This is a genomic window from Microbacterium sp. Y832 (assembly GCF_057669765.1).
This window is the reverse complement of sequence record NZ_JBYHFM010000004.1, coordinates 295146-313052: the sequence shown is the minus strand read 5'-3', so window position 1 is coordinate 313052 and position 17907 is coordinate 295146. Positions and strand designations below refer to the sequence as shown.

Annotated in this window: 15 protein-coding genes; 6 read left to right on the top strand and 9 right to left on the bottom strand. The window is 69.0% G+C overall.

What is annotated here, in order from left to right; all coding sequences use genetic code 11:
• Nucleotides 1–2: 2 nt before the first annotated feature.
• Nucleotides 3–1184: a lactonase family protein gene (locus AC25YV_RS10070; protein WP_488123704.1), complete on the bottom strand. Its 1182-nt coding sequence runs from the start codon at nucleotides 1182–1184 to the stop codon at nucleotides 3–5.
• A 37-nt stretch (nucleotides 1185–1221) separates the two neighbouring features.
• A complete protein-coding gene (locus AC25YV_RS10065; protein ID WP_488123703.1) occupies nucleotides 1222–2508 on the bottom strand; it encodes an adenylosuccinate synthase in 1287 nt (428 codons plus the stop codon).
• 103 nt (nucleotides 2509–2611) lie between these two features.
• Here AC25YV_RS10065 and AC25YV_RS10060 point away from each other — a divergent pair, with 103 nt between their 5' ends.
• From AC25YV_RS10060 to AC25YV_RS10035, 6 genes are all read left to right on the top strand, one after another.
• Nucleotides 2612–3274: a peptidylprolyl isomerase gene (locus tag AC25YV_RS10060; protein ID WP_488123702.1), complete on the top strand. Its 663-nt coding sequence runs from the start codon at nucleotides 2612–2614 to the stop codon at nucleotides 3272–3274.
• A 69-nt stretch (nucleotides 3275–3343) separates the two neighbouring features.
• Nucleotides 3344–4786, top strand: coding sequence for an argininosuccinate synthase (gene argG, locus AC25YV_RS10055; RefSeq protein ID WP_488123701.1), 1443 nt, complete (start codon nucleotides 3344–3346; stop codon nucleotides 4784–4786).
• A gap of 97 nt (nucleotides 4787–4883) precedes the next feature.
• Nucleotides 4884–5618 (top strand): hypothetical protein, encoded by a 735-nt coding sequence (locus tag AC25YV_RS10050; RefSeq protein WP_488123700.1) that lies wholly within the window; start codon nucleotides 4884–4886, stop codon nucleotides 5616–5618.
• 8 nt (nucleotides 5619–5626) lie between these two features.
• Nucleotides 5627–7438: a YhgE/Pip family protein gene (locus tag AC25YV_RS10045; protein ID WP_488123699.1), complete on the top strand. Its 1812-nt coding sequence runs from the start codon at nucleotides 5627–5629 to the stop codon at nucleotides 7436–7438.
• Between the two features lie 18 nt (nucleotides 7439–7456).
• Nucleotides 7457–7582 (top strand): hypothetical protein, encoded by a 126-nt coding sequence (locus AC25YV_RS10040; RefSeq protein WP_488123698.1) that lies wholly within the window; start codon nucleotides 7457–7459, stop codon nucleotides 7580–7582.
• Nucleotides 7583–7783: 201 nt separating this feature from the next.
• Nucleotides 7784–10393: a penicillin acylase family protein gene (locus AC25YV_RS10035; RefSeq protein WP_488123697.1), complete on the top strand. Its 2610-nt coding sequence runs from the start codon at nucleotides 7784–7786 to the stop codon at nucleotides 10391–10393.
• A 13-nt stretch (nucleotides 10394–10406) separates the two neighbouring features.
• Here the strand turns inward: AC25YV_RS10035 and mnhG are convergent, their stop codons facing one another.
• From mnhG to AC25YV_RS10000, 7 genes are all read right to left on the bottom strand, one after another.
• Entirely contained in the window at nucleotides 10407–10769 is a 363-nt protein-coding gene (gene mnhG, locus AC25YV_RS10030) for a monovalent cation/H(+) antiporter subunit G (protein ID WP_488123696.1), read from the bottom strand.
• Nucleotides 10766–11035, bottom strand: coding sequence for an MrpF/PhaF family protein (locus AC25YV_RS10025; protein WP_488123695.1), 270 nt, complete (start codon nucleotides 11033–11035; stop codon nucleotides 10766–10768). The genes mnhG and AC25YV_RS10025 overlap by 4 nt, the downstream gene beginning before the upstream one ends.
• The gene (locus AC25YV_RS10020; RefSeq protein ID WP_488123694.1) at nucleotides 11032–11619 is read right to left on the bottom strand and encodes a Na+/H+ antiporter subunit E; all 588 of its coding nucleotides are present in this window, start codon (nucleotides 11617–11619) and stop codon (nucleotides 11032–11034) included. The genes AC25YV_RS10025 and AC25YV_RS10020 overlap by 4 nt, the downstream gene beginning before the upstream one ends.
• Nucleotides 11616–13178: a Na+/H+ antiporter subunit D gene (locus tag AC25YV_RS10015; RefSeq protein WP_488123693.1), complete on the bottom strand. Its 1563-nt coding sequence runs from the start codon at nucleotides 13176–13178 to the stop codon at nucleotides 11616–11618. The genes AC25YV_RS10020 and AC25YV_RS10015 overlap by 4 nt, the downstream gene beginning before the upstream one ends.
• On the bottom strand, nucleotides 13175–13735 hold the full coding sequence (locus AC25YV_RS10010) for a Na(+)/H(+) antiporter subunit C (protein ID WP_488123692.1): 561 nt from the start codon (nucleotides 13733–13735) through the stop codon (nucleotides 13175–13177). Before AC25YV_RS10010 ends, AC25YV_RS10015 begins: the two co-directional genes overlap by 4 nt.
• Nucleotides 13735–16740 (bottom strand): Na+/H+ antiporter subunit A, encoded by a 3006-nt coding sequence (locus tag AC25YV_RS10005; RefSeq protein ID WP_488123691.1) that lies wholly within the window; start codon nucleotides 16738–16740, stop codon nucleotides 13735–13737. Before AC25YV_RS10005 ends, AC25YV_RS10010 begins: the two co-directional genes overlap by 1 nt.
• Nucleotides 16741–16853: 113 nt before the next feature.
• Nucleotides 16854–17897 carry a LacI family DNA-binding transcriptional regulator gene (locus AC25YV_RS10000; RefSeq protein WP_488123690.1) on the bottom strand — a complete coding sequence of 348 codons (1044 nt, stop codon included), beginning with the start codon at nucleotides 17895–17897 and terminating at the stop codon, nucleotides 16854–16856.
• Nucleotides 17898–17907 lie beyond the last annotated feature (10 nt).

The window sequence follows — 17907 nt, the reverse complement described above, 5'->3', positions numbered from 1 at the left end:
GTTCAGCCGGCGATCGGGACGAGGCAGGTCGGGCTGGGCACCGCTGCGCGGTGGCGCACACGGCCCGGCACGCCCGTGCGGGCGTCGAGGGCGAGCGACGCGACGTCGTTTGAACGCTCGCCCGCGACGAGCAGTGTGTCGCGCACGACCAGGTGGTGCCGGGGCCAGGTGACGCCGGCCTCGACGAGGGCCACCGGATCCAGCGACTCACCCGCGCCACGCACGCGCAGCGTCGCGACCGTGTCGCTGCCCCGCACCCCCGCATAGACGAAGTCGCCGTCGCGCGACATCGCGAGCTCGGCGCCCGTGTCGGTCTCGAGCGTCGGGCCGACCGCAGTCGCGGCGACGACGCGCCAGCGGCCTCGCCCCTGAGCGGCCTCCGGGTGCCACGCGAGCACGTACACCTCGTTCGACAGCTCCGTATTGACGTACAGGTGTCCGCTCGGATGCCACACGGCATGCCGCGGCCCCGTGCCCCGGGGCAGGGCGACGGCCTGTGCCGGCACGAGACGATCGCCGTCCTGCCGCCAGAACCTCACGAGGTCGAGGCCGAGGTCCGTCGAGGCGAAGACACCGCCCGCCAGCGCGACGGCGTGATGCGCACGCGAGGGGCGGGATGCGGGCGCCTCAGCGGCGGCGTCCGGGTCGGGTTCGTCGTAGTCGGGCACCAGGTGCGCGTACTCGGCGCCGGCGGCGTCGCGCAGCGCTCGGGCGGCGGCAGCGAGATCGATGTCGGCGGAGTGCGACGGCTCGGCCACGCCTTCGCCCGGCGGGGCCGCCCCCGGCAGAATCTCCGGAGCACCCGGGCGCCCCGTCGCATCGAGCGGGATGCGCACGACGCGACCGTCGCCCCAGCAGCTCGCCAGGGCGAAGCGCGCATCGGGCGACACGGCGATGTGGCACACCGCGTCGCCGGCGGTCACGGGTTCGCCGAGCGGACGGAACGTCGCCTCGCCCGTGCGCTGGAACGCCTGCACGAGGCCCGTTGTCTCGAGCGCGGCGTAGACGACCTCGAGGGTCGGGTGCGCGGTGAGCCACGACGGCGAGACGGCGTCGGCGACCTCACCCGCATGGCGCAGGGTGCCACCGGCCAGGTGATCGTCGGCGGCGCCGGCGATCAGCATCCCGATACCGGTGGCGGAGCCGTCCTTGTCGCGTGAGTAGCCGCCGACGAGGAACCTCACGGGCGCCCCTTCGGTGAGCTCGAGGGCCGCAGGCGCATCAGTCGAGCAGGTCTCGGCGCACGATGACAGCGTCGCGCGACGGCCCCACACCGATGACCGAGATGCGCGTTCCGCTCATCTCCTCGAGCGCGAGCACGTACTCCTGCGCCGCGAGCGGCAGGTCTTCGAAGGTGCGAGCACCCGAGATGTCCTGCGACCAGCCGGGGAAGTACTCCAGGATCGGCGTCGCGTGATGCACATCGGACTGATTGACGGGCATCTCGTCGAACCGCACCCCGTCGACGTCGTAGGCGACGCACACGGGGATTTGCTCGAGGCCCGTCAGGATGTCGAGCTTGGTCAGCACGAGATCGGTGATGCCGTTGATGCGGGTCGCGTAGCGGGTGATGGGCGCGTCGTACCAGCCGACGCGACGCGGGCGACCCGTCGTCGTGCCGAACTCGAAGCCGCGCGAACGCAGCCAGTCGCCCTGCTCGTCGAACAGTTCGGTCGGGAACGGGCCCGAGCCGACGCGCGTCGTATAGGCCTTGACGATCCCGACGATGCGGTCGAGACGATTCGGGCCGACGCCCGATCCCGTCGCGGCTCCTCCCGCCGTCGCGGACGACGACGTGACGAAGGGGTAGGTGCCGTGGTCGACGTCGAGCATCGTGGCCTGACCGCCCTCGAAGACGACGACCTCGCCGCGGTCGAGTGCGTCGTTGAGCAGCAGCGACGTGTCGGCGACCATGGGGCCCACACGATCGGCGTACGACAGCAGGTCGTCGACGACCTCATCGACGGTGATGGCGCGGCGGTTGAACACCTTGACGAGCAGATGGTTCTTCTGGTCGAGCGCGCCTTCGACCTTCTGGCGCAGAATCTTCTCGTCGAACAGGTCCTGCACGCGGATGCCGACGCGGTTGATCTTGTCGGCGTACGTCGGCCCGATACCGCGGCCGGTCGTTCCGATCTGGCGCTTGCCCAGGAACCGCTCCGTGACCTTGTCGAGCGTGCGGTGGTACTGCGTGATGATGTGCGCATTGGCGCTCACCTTGAGGCGCGACGTGTCGACGCCGCGCGCGCGCAGCGCCCCTAGCTCGGCGAAGAGCACCTCGAGGTCGACCACGACGCCGTTGCCGATGACGGCGTTGACCCCGGGCGACAGAATGCCCGACGGCAGCAGGTGCAGGGCGTACTTCTCATCACCGATCACGACGGTGTGACCGGCGTTGTTTCCGCCGTTGAACTTGACGACCCAGTCGGTGCGTTCCCCGAGCAGGTCGGTGGCCTTACCCTTGCCCTCGTCTCCCCACTGGACCCCGACGATCACGATGCCTGGCATGGGCTACTCCCCCGTTATCGGACGGTGATATCCCATCCTATCGAGGGCGACCCCCACCGACCTCTCGTGTGATCGCATCCGCACCGCGCTTTAGGGTGGAACGGTGCGCAAACGCCTGGCTGCCCTGTCCCTGACCGCCCTCACGCTGTTCGCCCTCGCGGGCTGCTCCTCGGACTCCCCCGGAGCCGCCCCCGCCGAAAGCTCGGATGCGGGCGCGTCGGGCTGCGAGTACGTCGAGAGCTCGGGCGCGGTGCGCGATGTGCAGTTCCCCGATGCCGCACCCGAGGCATCCGAAACCGTCGAGGCGACTCTGCAGACCTCGGCGGGCGACATCCCGCTCACGCTCGACGCGGAGCGCACGCCCTGCACGGTCGGCAGCTTCATCTCGCTCGCCGAACAGGGCTACTACGACGACTCGACGTGCCACCGGCTGACGACCGCCGGCATCTTCGTCCTGCAGTGCGGCGACCCGTCGGGCACCGGGCGCGGGGGCCCGGGCTACAGCTACGCCGACGAACTCGACGGTGGCGAGACCTACCCCGCCGGCACGATCGCGATGGCCAACGCCGGACCCGACACGAACGGCTCGCAGTTCTTCCTCGTCTATGAGGACACGGCGCTGCCGCCGTCGTACACGGTCTTCGGCGAGCTGTCGGCCGAGGGACTCGACGTCGTGCGCGCCGTCGCCGCGGCAGGCACGACCGATGGGGCATCCGATGGGGCCCCTGCGACAACCGTCACGATCACGGGCGTCACGCTGGGCTGACCAGCACCCGGCCCGACCGAGCCGGATCGCGGTGAGTCTGTGCCGCGCGGGCTCAGTAGGATTGAGCCCATGTCGAAGGTCCTTCAGTCCCTGCCCGTCGGCGAGCGCGTCGGCATCGCCTTCTCCGGAGGGCTCGACACGTCGGTCGCCGTCGCCTGGATGCGTGACAAGGGCGCTGTCCCCTGCACCTACACGGGCGACCTCGGCCAGCCCGACGAAGACGACATCGAGGCGATCCCCGGCCGTGCCCTCGAGTACGGCGCCGAGATCGCGCGGATCGTCGACTGCAAGACCGCCCTGGTCGAAGAGGGCTTCGTCGCCCTCGCATGCGGCGCCTTCCACATCCGCTCGGGCGGCAAGACCTACTTCAACACGACGCCGCTCGGCCGCGCCGTGACCGGCACACTGCTCGTGCGCGCCATGAAAGAGGACGGCGTCGACATCTGGGGCGACGGCTCGACCTACAAGGGCAACGACATCGAGCGGTTCTACCGCTACGGGCTTCTCGCCAACCCCGCGCTGCGCATCTACAAGCCGTGGCTCGACGCCGACTTCGTGACCGAGCTCGGCGGCCGGCAGGAGATGAGCGAGTGGCTCGTCGAGCACGGCTTCCCGTACCGCGACTCGGCCGAGAAGGCCTACTCCACCGACGCGAACATCTGGGGCGCGACGCACGAGGCGAAGACCCTCGAGCACCTCGACGTGTCGCTCGAGACCGTCGAGCCCATCATGGGCGTGCGCTACTGGGACCCCGCCGTCGCGATCGAGACGGAAGACGTCTCGGTCACGTTCGAGCAGGGCCGCCCCGTCGCGCTCAACGGCGTGACGTTCTCCGACCCCGTCGAGCTCGTCTTCGAGGCGAACCGCATCGGTGGCCGCCACGGCCTCGGCATGAGCGACCAGATCGAGAACCGCGTCATCGAGGCGAAGTCGCGCGGCATCTACGAAGCCCCGGGCATGGCGTTGCTGTTCATCGCATACGAGCGCCTCGTCAACAGCATCCTGAACGAAGACACCCTCGCGACGTACCACGAGCAGGGCCGCCGTCTCGGCCGCCTGATGTACGAGGGCCGCTGGCTCGAGCCGCAGTCGCTCATGCTGCGCGAGTCGATCCAGAAGTGGGTCGGCTCGACCATCACCGGCACCGTCACGCTGCGTCTGCGCCGCGGCGACGACTGGACGATCCTGGACACGACCGCCCCGGCGATGTCGTACGGGCCCGAGAAGCTCTCGATGGAGCGCGTCGGCGACGCCGCATTCGGTCCGACCGACCGCATCGGCCAGCTCACGATGCGCAACCTCGACATCGCCGACTCGCGCGCGCGGCTCGAGCAGTACGCCGGCATGGGCCTCCTCGGCGGCGCGACCGGCGAGCTCGTGGGTCGCGTCACCGCCGGCGAGGCCGACGAGATCACCGAGCACGCCCAGCCTTTCGATGCGGAGCGCGAGGCTCTCGCGGACGCGGTGGACGAGGCATCCGAGGGCTCCGCCTTCGACTTCGGCACCGACTGAACTTTCCTCGAAGGTCCGTTGCAGACTCGAGGGCAACTTCGTAGCCTGGTGCCGTGATCATCACCCGCGCGGAGCCGGACATTCACCAGGACGCCTGATGCGCGTCGAGCTGCGCCGCGTGTCCAAGGGCCGAAAGGCCCGGGCGCTCCCCGAGACCTCGGTGACCTACGAGACCGGCCGGGCGGAGTTGGCGGCCGCGGAGACGGAGCAGCGCCCGACGGTGCTCGGCCTGCTCGCCTCGGGGCGCATGCGCCCGGACTCCGGCACGGTCACCATCGACGGGCGGGAGGATGCCGAGGCCCTGCGCAAGAGCGTCGCCCTGGTGGACGCTCCCAACGTGTCGGACCCCGACTCCAACGTGCTGCTGCTCGGCGTGGTCGAAGAGGAGCTGATGTTCGCGGGCCGGCGGTCCAATCCTGTGGCCGCCTTGCACTGGCTGGACGGACTCGGCCTGCGATCGCTCGCCACGACCCCGATCGCCAACGTGGAGCCCCCCGCGCGACTGCGCGTGCTGTGCGAGCTCGCGGTGCTGCGCGCGGGGGTGAAGGGATTCGTCCTGGTCGCTCCCGACCGCCACGGCGGGGAGCCCCTGGCCTGGTGGCGGCTCGCGCAGGAGTTCGCCGACCGCGGCCTGGCCGTGCTGGTGATCGCCGGGCGCGCGTCGCAGTGGACGATCCTGCACGAGCGGCACCTTCAGGAGATCGCGGAGGCCGAGGCAGCCCTCGACACCGCCCTCGGCGCCGACGAGGAACGCGAGGCCGCCTGGGCGCAGAGCGGCGAGCCCACCGTGCCCGTGATCCAGGGATCGACGCCGCAACGACCACCGCGTTAGGGGCGATCATGAAGATCCCGCAGATGATCCTCGCGGAGCTCCGCCGGTTGGTCTCCACCCCGATGTCGCTGCTCGCACTGCTGGCGCTGCTGATCGTGCCGATCCTCTACGGCGGGCTGTACCTCTGGGCGAATCAGGACCCGTACGGCCGGCTGGCGGAGATCCCCGTCGCGCTCGTCGTGGAAGACACCGGGGCGGAGATCAGCGGAACCGCGCGCAACATCGGCGACGAAGTGGCGGACGAGCTGGTCAAGGACGCCACGTTCGATTTCCAGCGGGTGGATGCCGCGACCGCCAACACCGGGCTGGACGAGGGGACGTACGACTTCGCCATCGAGATCCCCGCCGACTTCTCCTCCGCCATCGCGTCGATCAACTCCTCCGATCCGCACCAAGCGGATCTGATCCTGCGCACCAACGACGCGAACAACTACCTCGCCACCACGATCGGGAACCAGGCGATCCAGCGGATCCAGTCCACGGTGGCCGAAGAGGTCATCAGCGAAGCCGGACTCACTGTCCTCGACGACCTGAACACGATCCGCGTGCAGCTGGTCCAAGCGGCCAGCGGCGCGCAGCAGCTGGTGGACGGTCTCGGCACGGCGCAGTCCGGGTCGAGCCAGCTCGTCTCCGGCGCGGCCGAACTCGCCGACGGCGGGGTGACGCTCCGCGACGGTGCCGCACGCCTTGCGGCGGGTGCGAGCCAGGTCGCGGCCGGCACGGAGGAGATCGACGCGATTGCGCGGCGCATCGGCGCGGCCGCCTCGACCGCGGTGGCCGACCTTCCGAAGCTGCGTGCCGACATCGCCCAGCGGCTCGCAGCGGCCGGCCTCGACCAGGCGACGATCGACGAGGTGCTCAAGCGCCTCGAACCCGTCGGCCAGGGGATCGTCGAGGTCGACCAGCGCGTCCAGACGGCCGTGGGCCAGATCGACCGGCTCTCCTCCGGGGCGCAGGAGGTCGCTGCGGGCAGCGCGGAGCTCGCCACCGGCACCGGCACGGCTGCCGACGGAGCCGCACGCCTGCGCGACGGCGCGTCGGCTCTGGACAGCGGGCTCGTCGAGCTGGCCGACGGCGCGTCCCAACTGGAGTCCGGGCTCTCGGACGGTGTCGCGCAGCTGCCGGACAGCGATGAGGCGACCAGGCAGAAGCAGGCGACCACCCTCAGCAATCCCGTCGCGACCGATACCACGACCCTCGCCGAAGCCCAGAACTACGGTGCGGGACTCGCGCCCTTCTTCGCCGCATTGGCGGCATGGATCGGCGTCTACGCGCTCTTCCTCATCGTCAAGCCGGTCTCCCGCCGTGCGGTCACCGCTCTGCACTCGCCTTTCCGCGTGTCCCTCGCGGGCTGGGCGACGCCGGCGCTGCTCGGCGCGATCCAGATGGTAGGGCTGTTCGGCGTCCTCTCGCTCGCACTCGGCTTCCGGTTCGCGAACCCGGCCGCCACCCTCGGCATCCTGGTGGTGGCGTCGATGACCTATACGGTGATCATCCTGGCGCTGAACATCTGGCTCGGCGAGGTCGGGCAGTTCCTCGCGCTCGTCCTGATGGTGCTGCAGCTGGTCACCGCGGGCGGCACCTTCCCCTGGCAGACGCTGCCCACGCCCCTGGCCGAAGTGCATCACCTGCTGCCCATGAGCTACGTGGTGGATGCGCTCCGACAGCTCATGTACGGCGGCGATCTCGCTCGCGTCGGCACCGATCTGCTGGTGCTGGGCGGATGGTTCGCGGTCGCGATCATCGCGACCGTGATCGGGGTCACCAGGCAGACCCACCACCGGACGCTGCGCGATCTGGAGCCCAGCATCATCAGCTAGGGACATCGCAGCGGCAGCGTGCACGCCGGCGAAGCGGGCGAGATCACCGAGCACGTCGAGGCGCAGGACGCCGCGAGCGAGGAGCTCGCCGACGCGACCGAGGCCGCCTCCGAGGGCGCCGCGTTCGACTTCGGCACCGACTGACACTCAGCGGCGTCGACAACTCCGGATGAATCACAGGCATCCGGTGCGCTGAGCACCACTTTGCACAATTCCTCCGGATTATTCGACGCCTCGCGTCGGCGGGGTTACGATTCTCGACGGTGACACCGACCCGAAAGGTGACACTGAGGCTCGTCGTGGATGACACGGCGCACCTGCTGCCCGAGCCGTGGAGAGCCTTCGATGACGAATACCGTCACTGATCCCGTCATTTCCGACGCCGTGCCCGAGCCCGAGCCCGAGAAGAAGCGCCGCTCCGTCGGTCGCATCATCGGCAAGAGCGTCTTCGGCGTCATCGCCGGTGTGACCGTCATCGCCCTCATCGCAGCCGGAGTGCTCGTCTGGACGATCCAGCGCTCCTTCCCGCAACGCGACGGCGTCATCGAGGTCGCCGGAGTCGGCGCCGATGTCACGGTGCAGCGCGATGAACTCGGCATCCCCGTCATCACCGCCTCGAGCACCGACGACCTGCTCTTCGCGCAGGGCTACGTGCACGCCCAGGACCGCTTCTGGGAGATGGACTTCCGTCGTCACGTGACGAGCGGACGCGTCGCCGAGCTGTTCGGCGAATCGCAGCTGGGCACCGACAAGTTCCTGCGCACCCTGGGCTGGCGCGAGATCGCCGAGCAAGAGGTCGAGGCGCTCGACGAGACGACGCGCAGCTATTACGACGCGTACGCCGAGGGCGTCAACGCCTATCTCGCCGAGAACGACGGCGCAGACGCATCGTTCGAGTACGCCGTGCTCGGGCTGCAGAACCCCGATTACGAGATCGAGCCCTGGACGCCGGCCGACTCGGTCGCATGGCTGAAGGCCATGGCCTGGGACCTGCGCTCGAACCTCGAGGACGAGACGACGCGGGCCCTCCTGGCGACCGAGCTCGACGAAACCCAGCTGGCCGAGCTCTACCCCGGCTACCCCTTCGATCGGAACCCCGTCATCGTGCCGACGATCTCCGAAGCTCCCGCCCCGAGCACGGGCGCCTCGGACGAGGTCGAGGTCGCCACCGCCTCGATCGAGTGGACCGAGGTCGACGGCGTCGTCGAAGCCGTCGCGGCCCTCGTCGGCGACACGGGCGAAGGCATCGGCTCGAACTCGTGGGTCGTCTCGGGAGAGCTGACCGAAAGCGGGATGCCGCTCCTGGCCAACGACCCGCACCTCGGTGCGGCGCTCCCCAGCGTGTGGCACCAGATCGCGCTGCGCTGCGACACCATCACCACCGACTGCCCGTTCGACGTCGCCGGTTTCGGCTTCTCGGGCGTGCCCGGCGTCATCATCGGGCACAACGACCGCATCGCGTGGGGCTTCACGAACCTGACGACCGACGTCGCCGACCTCTACATCGAGAAGATCGAGGGCGACCAGTACTGGCGCGACGGCGAGCTCGTCCCCCTCGAAGAGCGCACCGAGACCGTCAAGGTCGCCGGTGGCGACGACGTCGAGCTCGTCATCCGCTCGACCGGGCACGGGCCGATCGTGTCGGGCCTGACCGATGACTTCACCGGCATCGCCGACGACCCCCGTGTCGGGGACGGCGCGGCTCCGACGGATGCACCGGATGGCGAGTACGCCGTCTCGCTGCAGTGGACGGCGCTGAACCCCGGATCGACGGCGACGGCGATCTTCGAGCTCAATCTCGCGCAGAACTTCGAGGAGTTCCGCCACGCCGCGTCGCTCTTCGATGTGCCCGCGCAGAATCTCGTCTATGCCGACGTCGAGGGGAACATCGGCTACCAGACGCCCGGCAAGCTGCCCCTCCGCGGCGCGGGCGACGGCTGGCTGCCGCAGCCCGGGTGGGACTCGGCATACGACTGGCAGGGCTACATCCCCTTCGAGGACCTGCCCGTTGTGTACAACCCGTCCACCGGCTACATCGTGACGGCCAACAACGCCGTCGTCGGCGCGGACTACGAGTACTTCCTCACACGTGACTGGGACTACGGCTGGCGCGCCGCCCGCATCCAGCACCTCATCGAGCGCAAGTCGGCCGAGGGCGAGCTGACACTCGAGGACATGCGCAGCATCCAGGCCGACAACGAGTTCTTCATGGGCAAGCGCCTCGCCGCGGCATTCCACGATCTGTCGACGGGCCGCGAAGGACCCGACGCCGCCATCGACCTGCTGCGTTCGTGGGATGCCCAGAACAACGCCGACTCCGCAGCCGCCGCCTACGCGAACGTGCTGTGGGACGAGCTCGTGCAGAACCTGTTCGTGCGCGGGCGGGACGAGGCGCTCCCCGTCGGCAGCCAGGGTCGGCTGTTCCTGCTCGTCGACGAGATCCTGCAGGATCCGCAGTCCACGTGGTGGCAGAACGACGCCCTCGGCGTCTCGACGAGCAACGAGATGCTCACGCGCACGGCCGAGGACGCCTACGAGCGCCTCGTCGAGCTGCAGACCGACAACCCGGCACGCTGGAACTGGGGCGCGCTGCACGCGCTCCCCCTGCGCAGCGACACGTTCGGCTCGTCGGGCATCGCACCGATCGAGATGCTGTTCAACCGCGGACCGTATCCCGTGGGCGGCGGTGCATCGGTGGTCAACGCGACCGGCTGGAGCCTCGGCTCCGGCTTCGCCACCGCGACGGTCCCCTCGATGCGCATGGTCATCGATCTCGATGACTTCGACGCCTCGCAGTGGAACCATCTCACCGGCGCGAGCGGGCACACCTTCCACCCGAACTACGTCGATCAGACCGAGACCTGGCAGCAGGCCGCCCTCACCCCGTGGGCGTTCAGCGCCGACGCCGTCGACGCCGTGACGGCCCACACCCTGACACTGACGCCGGCATCGTGACGGATGCCGGCGGTCAGCCTCCGGCTGCCGGCGGTGTCTGGCGCGCTGCGGCGAGTTCGTCGGTGTAGAGCGAAGACTCCTGGATCGTGCCGTTGCGGTACGCCTGGCGGGCGACCATGTGCGCCGAGAGCGGCGCGGTTGCGAGCTGGACGAGGACGATCGGCGCGAGGAAGGCCACGACGGGCCACGAACGCAGCGACAGCGCGATGGCGAGGCAGATCAGGATGAGCCCGAGCACCTGCGGCTTCGTCGCGGCGTGCAGACGCGTCGGCACGTCGCGGAAGCGCAGGATGCCGATGGCGGCCGTGAGGCACAGCAGCGCGCCGAACAGGATCAGCACGTACACCGCGAGGTCGATCCACTGGTCGGCGGTCATGAGCGCTGCCCATCTCTTCTCGCGACGAACCGAGCGATCGAGATCGAACCGAAGACGCCGACGGCGGCGATGATCAGCAGCACCGGAAGCGTACGTGTGTGCTGATTGATCGCCATGTCGGCGCCCAGCATGCACATGACGAGCGTCATGAGCACATCGGAAGCGACGGCTCGGTCGAGGATCGACGGCCCGATGATGATGCGCCACATCGTCAGCAGCGCCGAGACGCCGAAGATGACGTAGATGGCGATGAGGAGGGCGTTCATGCGGCGCCTCCGATCGCGACGGCACGGGCGTCGGCATCCCGGATCGTCTGCACCTGAGCGCGCGAGCCCACCGCCATCACGATACGGCGCTCCCACGCATACACGTCCTGGCGCTGCTTCTCGACGTCGGCGGCGTTGTGCACACCGATGACATGCAGGTAGAGGATGCCGCGATCACGATCGGCGTCGATGATGAGCGACCCCGGGATGAGCGAGCACGTGACGGCGGTGTGCGTCATGATGAGGTCGTCATCGATCATCATCGGCACGGCGATGATCGCGGCCCCCGGCTGGCGACGCGGGTTGATGACCTGCCACGCGACGATGAGCGATCCGGCGACGACCGAGAACGCGAAGACCACGATGAAGACGAGACCGTACCAGAGATTGATCCGGCCCGACAGCTCGACCGGCGGCAGACGGAACGACCGCGTGACGACGATTGCCGCCGCGAGCCCCGTGATGAACGACACCCACGAGAACTGACCCCACAGCAGCATCCACAGGGCGATGAGCCAGATGAAGAACGGCAGCTGGCGCCACAGCTGCGAGAGCACCGAGGCGGGGCGGGAGTCGGGGCTCACTGCTGCGCCTCCTCGATCAGATCGATGATCGTCACGGGGCTCATCAGCTGTTCACCGGCTCGCGCACAGAGTGCGTAGAGCGGACCGGCGAACACCGTCAGCGCGACCGTCACGGCGACCATGCCGGCCGTCGCCGTCGTCATGATTCGCGGGATGGCGCGGCGCTCGGTCTGCAGCTTCGCGGCGGGCGCTCCGCCGAGGTAGGACACGCGCGCCTCGACCTCGGCCTCGGCGAACTCGTCGTCTTCGCGCCAGAAGGCGAGGTTCCACGCCCGCATGAGCGCATAGAGGGTGAGGAGGCTCGTCACGATGCCGCTCACGATGAGCACCATCATGAGCGGCGTTCCGACCTGGGCGGCGGCGTCGAAGAGCGCGAACTTGCCGATGAAGCCCGAGAACGGCGGCAGCCCGCCCAGGTTGACGGCCGGGATGAAGTAGAGCACGGCGATGATCGGCGCCGCGCGCATCATGCCCTTGACGCGCAGGATCGATGTGCTGCCTGCTCGACGCTCGATCAATCCGACGGCGAGGAACAGCGTCGTCTGCACGACGATGTGGTGGATGACGTAATAGATCGTCGCGCCGATCGCGAGAGGCGTCGCGATCGCGAGTCCGAAGATCATGTAGCCGATGTGGCTCACGAGGGTGAAGGACAGGATGCGTTTCAACTCGGCCTGCGCGAGCGCACCGAGAACGCCGATGATCATCGTCAGCAGAGCGACGATGAGCAGGAGCACGTTGACATCGTTGTCCTGGAACAGCATCGTCTCGGTGCGGATGAGCGCATAGACGCCCACCTTGGTGAGCAGGCCCGCGAAGACGGCCGTGACGGGCGCGGGCGCCGTCGGGTATGAGTCGGGCAGCCAGAACGACAGCGGGAAGACCGCCGCCTTGATGCTGAACGCGACGAGCAGCAGCAGGTGCAGAACGAGCTGGGTGTCTTGCGGGAGTTCGGACATCCGCTCGGCGATCTGCACCATGTTCACGGTGCCGAGCGCGCCGTAGATCACCGCGATCGCCGCGAGGAAGAGGATCGACGAGACGAGTGAGACGACGATGTAGACGACACCCGTGCGGATGCGCGACTCGGTGGAGCCGAGGGTGATGAGCACATACGACGCGACGAGCAGGATCTCGAAGCCGACGTAGAGGTTGAAGAGGTCACCGGCGATGAAGGCGTTGAAGATGCCGGCGCCGAGGATCAGGTACGACGGGTGGAAGATCGAGACGGGAGTCTCGTCGTCGTTGTCGACGGCGCCTTGGCCGACCGAGAAGAGCAGGACCGCGAGCAGGACCAGGCTCGAGACCGCCACGAGAAGCGCGGACAGCGTGTCGACGTACAGCACGATGCCGAACGGGATCGGCCAGCCGCCCACCGAGACGGCGATCGGCTGATCGGTCAGGTCGACGGTGACCAGCAGCACCGCGGCGATGGCGAAAACGAGCGTGAGCGTCACGATCGACACGAAGACCTGCGTCTTGCGGTGACGGCCGGCGATGAGTGCGACGGCGGCCCCGAGCAGGGGCAGCGTCACCAGCAGCGGTACGAGGGCACTCATCCGAGGTCACCTCCCGTCGGGCGACCGGGCCGGTCGAGGGGGGCGTCGTCTTTCAGCGCGGGCACGTCGCGACTGCCGAGCACCGTGATGGGCGCCGTCTCACTGCCGATGAAGTCGGTCGTCACGTCGTCGTCTTCGTCCTCGATCTCGGTCTCGTCATCGAGCACGTCTTCGGCTTCGGCACTGCGCTCGCGCACCTCGACGTCGGCCTCGTCGTCGAGCACCGTGTCAGCCTGGCCGAGCTGCCACGACCGGTAGATGAGCGCGAGGAGGAACGCCGAGACGGCGAACGTGATGACGATGGCCGTGAGCGTCAGCGCCTGCGGCAACGGGTCGGACAGCTCATCGACCGAGTCGGCGGCCCCGTAGAACGGTGCGGCGCCGGGCCGGCCCATCACGATGAGCAGCAGCAGGTTCGCCGCATTGCCGAGCAGCAGGAATCCGATGAGCACGCGCGTCAGGCTGCGCTCGAGCATCGCGTACACACCGCATGCGAACAGCGCCGCCATGATGATGACGAGCACGAGGCTCACGTCGTACCCTCCGGAGTTGCCCATCAGACGGTCACCCCCTGCCCACGCGGTTCCTGACCCGGTTCGCCGGAGGTCTGAGCCTGTCGAAGGAGGGCCTGCGTCTGCCGGTCGACCTCGGCGCCGAGGCTGCGCAGCACATCGAGCACGAGTCCGATCACGACGAGGTAGACACCGACGTCGAACAGCGTCGAGGTGACGAACTCGACGTGGCCGAGAAAGACGAGGTCGGCTTCGAACACCGTGCTCGTCAGCGGAGCCTGGCCGAAGAACAGCGGCACGATCGCGCAGCCGACGGCGAGCGCCATCCCGACGCCGAGCAGTCGACCGGCATCGGCCGGTGCTGCCGCGCCGAGTTCGTAGCGTCCGCCGGCGACGTAGCGCATGACGAGCGCCATGCCGGCGACCAGTCCCCCGGCGAAACCGCCGCCGGGCAGGTTGTGACCGGCGAAGAGCAGGTACAGCGAGACCATGATGATCGTGTGGAACAGGATCCGCACGATGACTTCGAGCATCATCGAGCGGTTCTCGGGATTCACCCGCTGCCCGCCGACGAGCCAGGCCTGACGCCGACCGGATGTGGCCGCCGTGCGCGGGCGGACGCCTTCGTCCGTCTCGACGAGGGGGCGACGCGTGCGGTTCGAGAACGCGGGCAGGGCCGTCACGAGCGAGAGGGTGTCGGCGCGGTGCGTCACGAAGACGAGGGATGCCACGCCGGTGGCGGCGAGGATGAGCACCGACAATTCGCCCATCGTGTCCCAGCCACGCAGATCGACGAGGGCGACGTTGACGATGTTCTGTCCGTGGCCGATCTCGTACGCGAGGTCGGGGAACTCATTCGAGATGGGGACGGAATCACGAGCACCGGTCGCGATGAGGGCGACGGCGGCCATCGTGAGGCCGACCGCGATGGCCAAAACCGCCCGGATGACCGGCTGCACCGAGCCGTTGTGCTCTCCCATGCGCGACGGAATGCGCCGCAGCACGAGCGCGAACGCGATGAGGGTGACCGTCTCGACGAGGATCTGGGTGAGGGCGAGGTCGGGGGCCCCGCTCGTTCCGAACAGCAGCACCATGCCGAAGCCGGTGACCGAGACGAGCACGACGCCCGTGTACCGCTTGCGGGCACGTACGGCGATGATGCCGGCGATGATCATGACGGGCGCCACGACGAGCTGCATCGGGGTGTGCCATCCGTCGACGCTGATGACCCAATCCCCGCCCATCACGAACGCCGTGGTCTCGGCGGCGATCAGCACGACGAAGATCGTGCCGACATAGACGGGGAGCGATCCGCGCTGGGTGAAGCTCGTCGTCAGCACAGAGACGCGCGCGATTCCGCGCAGGACGCCGTTGTAGACATCGGCCGATGTGAAGGGGAGCACGCGGCGCGTGAAACCGCGCTTGGTGACCCAGAACAGCAGGAACCCGAACACGAGGGTGCCGATCGAGATCCACAGCGCCGGCTCGAAGCCGTGCCACAGGGCGAGGTGCGCGACCCCTTCGGGCGGCGTGATGCCCGGTGTCGCCGTCGGGGAGAGGTCGGCGTAGCCCGAGAGCGCCACATCGAGCAACGGCGCCCCGAAACCGGTGACGAGAGTCAGCGCGGCGAGGAGGGCAGGGGCGAGCACGAAGCCGACGGGGGGATGAGGCCACTCCGTGCGCGGCATCGCGACCTCGACGCGCTTCTCGGCACGACGGGCTCCCGCGGCGACAGGCGCGGCGGATTTCTTGGTCCAGAACGCGCCCCACACGAACCGGACGCCGTAGGCGGCCGTGATGACCGAGCCCAGGGACATCCCCACGAGAGCGACGATGCCCCACGGCTCGCCCGCCATCGCCTCGTACAGCAATCCGGCCAGCGCGCCTTCTTTCGAGACGAAGCCGATCGTGGGGATCATCCCGACCATCGAGGACACCGCGACGATCGCAGCGGTGGCAAGTGCCGGGGCCTGGCGGCCCACGCCGCTCAGCTCGCGGATGTCACGCGTGGACAGCTGCCGGTCGATGACACCGACGATGAGGAACAGCGATGACTTGAACAGGGCGTGGCTGATGAGAAGGGCAAGTCCTGCCAGCGCCGTGTCGCGTATGCCGTAGCCGAGCACGAGAGTCAGGAGGCCGAGCTGACTCACGGTGCCGAACGCGAGGATGCGCTTGAGGTCGGTCTCGCGAAGCGCCTGGATGCCGCCGAGGAGCATCGTCAGGGTGCCCAGACCCACGAGGATGGGCCGCCACGGCGGGGCCATCGCGAAGATCGGCGCGAAGAGAGCGATGAGGTAGATGCCCGCCTTCACCATGGCCGCGGCATGCAGGTAGGCACTGACCGGCGTCGGCGCCGCCATCGCACCGGGCAGCCAGAAGTGGAAGGGGAAGATCGCCGACTTGCTGAGCGCCCCGACCAGGATGAGCACGAGCGCCGCGTTCACGATGTTTCCCGTGGGCGCTTCGGCGAGGATCGTCGAGATGCTCGAGGTGTCGGCGTGCACGACGAGCAGGACGACGCCGATCAGCATCACGAGACCGCCGAGCGTCGTGACCAGGAGCGCCTGCAGCGCCGCACGCCGGCTTGCGCCGCGTCGGTTGTAGTACCCGATGAGCAGGTAGGACAGGACGCTCGTGAGCTCCCAGAACATGACCAGCACGACGAGGTCGTCGGTCAGCACGAGCCCGTACATGGCTCCCGCGAACGCGAGCAGCACAGCGCAGAACTGGCCGAGGCCCTCGCTCTTGCCCCCGAAGTACCAGCGGCAGTAGAACATCACGAGCGCGCCGACGCCCGTGACGATGAGCGTCATGATCCACGACAGGGTGTCCATGCGCATCGACAACTGGATCCCGAGCGTGGGGATCCAGTCATATGTCTCGAACGGAATTCCCCCGGCGAGAACGATCGGTGCCTGCATCGCCGCGTGGATGAACGCGATGGTCGGCAACAGAGCCGCGGCGAAGAAAGCGCGCGGACCGATGCGGTGAACGAGCCACGGCAGCAGAATCGGGACGACCGCGAACGCGCCGAGGAGGAGCAGCAAGGGCGGCCCTCCTCAATAGTCGTCGGGCGGACGTATCCGCGGGCGGCTGGGGGAACGAAGTCTGGGGCCAAGTCTAACGGCGTGACGTTCGCCTCCGAACCGGATCGGGCGATTCAGGCCCGTGGAATCGTCGTCGTGTTCCCCTCGCGGAACACGCACGTGAAGCGCAGGGATGCTGCCGCGCGACCCGCGAGCAGAGCGGCCACGGCGCGTCCGGCGCTGCGCCCCTTCTCGGTCGCCGGCTGCACGAGAGTCGTCAGCACATATGGCGCCAGGCCGTCGACCGCGACCCCGTCGAAGCCCGTCACGGAGAGGTCGTCGGGCACGCGCAGTCCCGCCTCCTCGGCGGCGCGGATGATCCCCGTCGCGAGCAGATCGCTCTGCGCGATGATCGCGGTCGGCCGACCATCGGCGAAGATCGCGCGGCCCGCGGTGAGCCCCTCGTCGATCGAGCTGGCGGCTGCGGCATAGGCCGCGGCATCCGGGAACACGTCGCGCGCGCCGGCGAGACGCTCACGCGTCACTTCGATCGCGGTGGGAGCATCGGCCGTGACCCACCCGCCGGTCCAGCCGTGGTGCAGCGGCAGCGTGACGATGCGCACATCGGCATGTCCGAGCCCGCGCAGGTGACTCGCGGCCTGGCGCTGCGCTTCGCGGTCGTCGAGCCCGATCCGGGGCACGCCTTCGCCGGCATCCCCCTCGATCACGACGACCGGGATGCCCCGGGAGCGGACGTCGTCGAGCGAGCGCCGCAGCTCGGCGCTGCAGCCGATGAGCACGGCTGCATCGATCGGCGCCGTCGTGAGGGAGGGTGAGGCGGCATCGGCGTCGGGGGGATCGCGCAGCAGCAGCAGTCCCGCCCCGAGGTCGGCGACGCCGTCGGCCAGGCCGTCCATCGTGAGGGTCTTGACGGGGTCGAGGAACGCCGTGCCGAGGTGCTCCTGGAAGACCACTCCGACGATGCCCGAGCGCCCCGTGCGCAACGAGGCAGCCCGCGGGTCGGGGCCGGTGTAGCCCAGGCGTCCGGCGGCGTCCAGCACGCGTGCACGGGTCGCGTCCGAGACGGGCGTCTTGCCGCTGAAGACCACGGACGCCGTCGACGGCGAGACTCCGGCCTCGCGCGCGACGTCGGTGATGGTCGGGCGACGCGTGCTCATGTCCGACCGA

Coding starts and splice junctions, on each gene's coding strand:
- AC25YV_RS10065 (WP_488123703.1), bottom strand. CDS start 2,508: ATGCCAGGCATCGTGATCGTCGGGGTCCAGTGGGGAGACGAGGGCAAG.
- AC25YV_RS10000 (WP_488123690.1), bottom strand. CDS start 17,897: ATGAGCACGCGTCGCCCGACCATCACCGACGTCGCGCGCGAGGCCGGA.
- AC25YV_RS10050 (WP_488123700.1), top strand. CDS start 4,884: ATGCGCGTCGAGCTGCGCCGCGTGTCCAAGGGCCGAAAGGCCCGGGCG.
- AC25YV_RS10035 (WP_488123697.1), top strand. CDS start 7,784: ATGACGAATACCGTCACTGATCCCGTCATTTCCGACGCCGTGCCCGAG.
- mnhG (WP_488123696.1), bottom strand. CDS start 10,769: ATGACCGCCGACCAGTGGATCGACCTCGCGGTGTACGTGCTGATCCTG.
- AC25YV_RS10025 (WP_488123695.1), bottom strand. CDS start 11,035: ATGAACGCCCTCCTCATCGCCATCTACGTCATCTTCGGCGTCTCGGCG.
- AC25YV_RS10010 (WP_488123692.1), bottom strand. CDS start 13,735: ATGGGCAACTCCGGAGGGTACGACGTGAGCCTCGTGCTCGTCATCATC.
- AC25YV_RS10015 (WP_488123693.1), bottom strand. CDS start 13,178: ATGAGTGCCCTCGTACCGCTGCTGGTGACGCTGCCCCTGCTCGGGGCC.
- argG (WP_488123701.1), top strand. CDS start 3,344: ATGTCGAAGGTCCTTCAGTCCCTGCCCGTCGGCGAGCGCGTCGGCATC.
- AC25YV_RS10045 (WP_488123699.1), top strand. CDS start 5,627: ATGAAGATCCCGCAGATGATCCTCGCGGAGCTCCGCCGGTTGGTCTCC.